We start from the raw sequence: 3,200 nt of genomic DNA on the forward strand, positions 1-3,200 counted from the left end.
CTCGCCCATAGCCCTCAGCTATATTTGCTGGAATTGATACAGCTGCCCGACGAATCTGTGAAGTCATTCCGTAAAGTTCCTCTTTTGGAAATGCAATCGTTAGCTGATAGCAAGCTTCAGCTAAATTAATGCCCATTCCCCATTCCCCACTCCCCACTCCCCATTAAAAAAACTGATGACTTTGGTCATACATCAGTCTGGAATTACTAATGACTTTGGTCATACATCGGTTTGGACGTTTTAAGCAATAATTAATATGTATGAATTTATACGAATAGGTAAATATTAAATACCTTCATGCCAAAACAAAAATAACTGTCTAAAGATTGCTGAATTCAAACCTCAGCAAAATATAAATTTAATACAAATAAGGAATCAATTCCATGTTGAAAGCAAACCGGATATCGATAGTCTTAGTACAGCTTTGCGTAAAATCGTAACGTTTTTAATGCAAGGAGACGCATTGGCATTGTCAACCGATGCATTGGCATTGTCAACCGATGCATTGGCATTGTTAGCCGATGCATTGGCATTGTCAGCCGATGCATTGGCATTGTTAGCCGATGCATTGGCATTGTTAGCCGATGCATTGGCATTGTCAGTCGATGCATTGGCATTGCAGGGTATTGCCAAATTTAATTCGCTACGAATTAATGAAATGCTGTACTTAGCTGCTGTTGCCCTGCTCGTTGTTCCCACTCTCTTGACTGCGCCTGCAAGTGCCCAGACGAAAGTCTACGTTGTTGGCGCTACCAGGCTATATTAGCCGTGAATAACTAGTACGCCACGGCGTAAATAGAGCAACCATTTAAAATCCCTAAAGAGCTTATTCCATAACACTTTTGACTTTTGATTTTTGATTTTTGACTTCCGCCTTGCGGTACTAGCTCGGTAACCGTTCTTTTTAAACGAAGTTATATGAAAATTGATACGCCAAAGACCGTAGATTCATCAGTTTTGGTTCCAGAGTTAAAGAAAAAAAAGGGAAAACGTAATTGGCTCTCTTGGCTAATTGCCCTTTGCCTTTTGGGTGGAATTGGCTATGCCGTTTATTACCAAGTAACGGTTGCTCCCCGTCAAGAAGCCAGCCGCCGGGTGCTGACACAGCCTGTAGAAAGGCAGAGTTTAACAATCACAGTTTCAGCGAACGGAACGGTGAAACCTGAGCGGTCAATCAACCTCAGCCCGAAAAATTCCGGCATCTTGAAAACACTGCTGGCGAAAGAAGGAGATATCGTCAAACAAGGACAGATTGTCGCTTACATGGATGATTCCAACCTGCGGGGGCAACTCACCTCTGCTCAAGGGCAATTAGCACAAGCCGAGGCGAATCTGCAAAAGGCGATCGCAGGTAATCGCCCTCAAGATATTGCCCAATCACAGGGAGCATTAGACGAAGCCCAAGCGAATCTACAAAAGGTACAAGCAGGCAATCGCTCTCAAGATATTGCTGCTTCACAGGCACAGTTACAAAACACTCAAGCGGCTCTAAGTAAAGCAGAAGATAATTTTCTCCGCAATCAACAACTTTACAATGCAGGCGGTATTTCCCTTCAGACTCTCAACCAAAGCCGTGCCGATCGTGATGCCGCCCAAGCTACTGTGAATGCAGCCCAACAAGCATTGGCTCTGCAAAAAGCTGGGTCACGTCCAGAAGACATCGAGCAAGCCCAAGCTGTGGTGAAGCAAAGACAGCAAGCTTTAGCACTTCTAAAAGCCGGAACGCGCCAAGAAGATATTGACGCAGCCCGCGCCCAGGTAACATCTGCTCGCGGTTCGCTGCAAAATATCCAAGCCCAAATCAATAAAAACTTACGGCGATACAACTTTACCACAATTTATCCTCGTCAGTTCAGCAGGCGTGACTCGTCCCGGTCGCCCCGGCATTAATTTAGATGAAGAACCGCCAGCAGTGAAATTAAATGACCAATTGGGAGGAATTTTAACTTGGAAGTTGAAGGGAGAAGATAGTTTAAGAGAAAGCGGAATTCCTTATACGATTGTTAGACCTTGTGCTTTAACTGAGGAGCTAGGGGGTAAGGAATTAATATTCGAGCAAGGCGATAATATTAAGGGCAAAATCAGCCGTGAGGATGTAGCAGAACTTTGCGTGCAAGCGCTAAAACTAGGAAAAGCTTGTAATGTCACGTTTGAAGTAAAACAGGGAGATAATACTGTTAACTCTATCGATTGGCAGAAGTTATTTTCTAATTTAGTAAAGGATAAATAAGTGAAGTGACTACAGACTTATAGGACAATACGCTTGGGTTAAAGCTAAAACTATATTACAAGGTCAATTTTTTTAACGAACCGCCAAGACGCCAAGGACGCAGAGAGAAGGAAGAAATGCTTAACTGAACTGTATTGACTTATAGGACTCATATTTGATTGCGTGAAAAAACACTGTTATGAAAAAAATCCAAGTGCTAATATTTGCCGGGATTTTAGCAATAATTCTCTGGGGTGGATTATTTGGAAACACTGCTTCATCCCAGCAAGTACAGTCTCGCATTTACAACCTGGAAGCGGACTTAAATCGTGTCGAGTCACGGTTAAACCAGATAGAGTCTCAACTGGGTCGAAGTCGCCAGTCTCCATCCCCAAGAACAACACTTACCCCACGACAATCAACTGGTTCCAGAAGGAACTTATCACAGCAAGATCCAATGTTTGATCGGCTTGCAACTTTGGTGGTTGAATTGAAGCAACAAGTTAACAAATTAGAGGCGCGAGTTTCTAAATTAGAAAGTCGCTGAGTATTTACAACAGTTTTCATGTATTTGAACCACATCTGTGTAGGGGTTTAGCATTGCTCATACGTGTCAACTTAAGCTATAGATAGCTTAACTGTTGGCGGACTCACCCGCCTAGAACTAAAGTTCTTTGGCTTTTAGCTAAAGTCTACTAAAGTAGACTAAAGATTTTTGGCTATATTTAGTCATCTTCAGATGACTTTTGCTATTAGCAAGGAACTTCAGTTCCTTGCGGGACATGGCTTTTACGTTAAGTTGACACGTATGAGCTGGCTCGTGCCCCTACCGCGTGGTCTATTTACCTGAAAATAGCTGTAAGCAGGTCGTTTTCTTCACACAGTTTGGTTTTATTGTGCCGACTTACTTAGTCATTTCTTCTTTAATTACGAATTACGAATTACGAATTACGAATTAATCAGTCAGCTTGGTGGTTGAGTTTCCAAAACT

The 3,200-nt window shown here is 42.6% G+C and carries 3 protein-coding genes and 2 pseudogenes; 4 read left to right on the forward strand and 1 reads right to left on the reverse strand.

The annotated features are described in order from the left end of the window. Window positions 1-136: four helix bundle protein (locus tag LC574_RS32985; protein ID WP_229457802.1), on the reverse strand; the 136-nt coding region annotated here is incomplete at its 3' end. Window positions 137-448: 312 nt separating this feature from the next. On the opposite strand from LC574_RS32985, the gene LC574_RS32990 reads away from it, so the two are divergent. The 4 genes and pseudogenes from LC574_RS32990 to LC574_RS33005 all read left to right on the forward strand — a co-directional run bounded on the left by LC574_RS32990 (window position 449) and on the right by LC574_RS33005 (window position 2,756). Then, window positions 449-766 carry a hypothetical protein gene (locus tag LC574_RS32990; protein ID WP_229457800.1) on the forward strand — a complete coding sequence of 106 codons (318 nt, stop codon included), beginning with the start codon at window positions 449-451 and terminating at the stop codon, window positions 764-766. Between the two features lie 152 nt (window positions 767-918). Beyond that, window positions 919-1,806, forward strand: a pseudogene (locus LC574_RS32995) (biotin/lipoyl-binding protein); the annotation flags it as partial. After that, window positions 1,799-2,230: pseudogene (locus tag LC574_RS33000) on the forward strand (NAD(P)H-binding protein); the annotation flags it as partial. The pseudogenes LC574_RS32995 and LC574_RS33000, both read left to right, overlap by 8 nt. Window positions 2,231-2,408: 178 nt before the next feature. Continuing rightward, window positions 2,409-2,756: a hypothetical protein gene (locus LC574_RS33005; protein WP_229457801.1), complete on the forward strand. Its 348-nt coding sequence runs from the start codon at window positions 2,409-2,411 to the stop codon at window positions 2,754-2,756. Window positions 2,757-3,200 lie beyond the last annotated feature (444 nt).

Source organism: Nostoc sp. CHAB 5715 (assembly GCF_020829685.1).
Taxonomy (GTDB): Bacteria; Cyanobacteriota; Cyanobacteriia; order Cyanobacteriales; family Nostocaceae; genus Nostoc.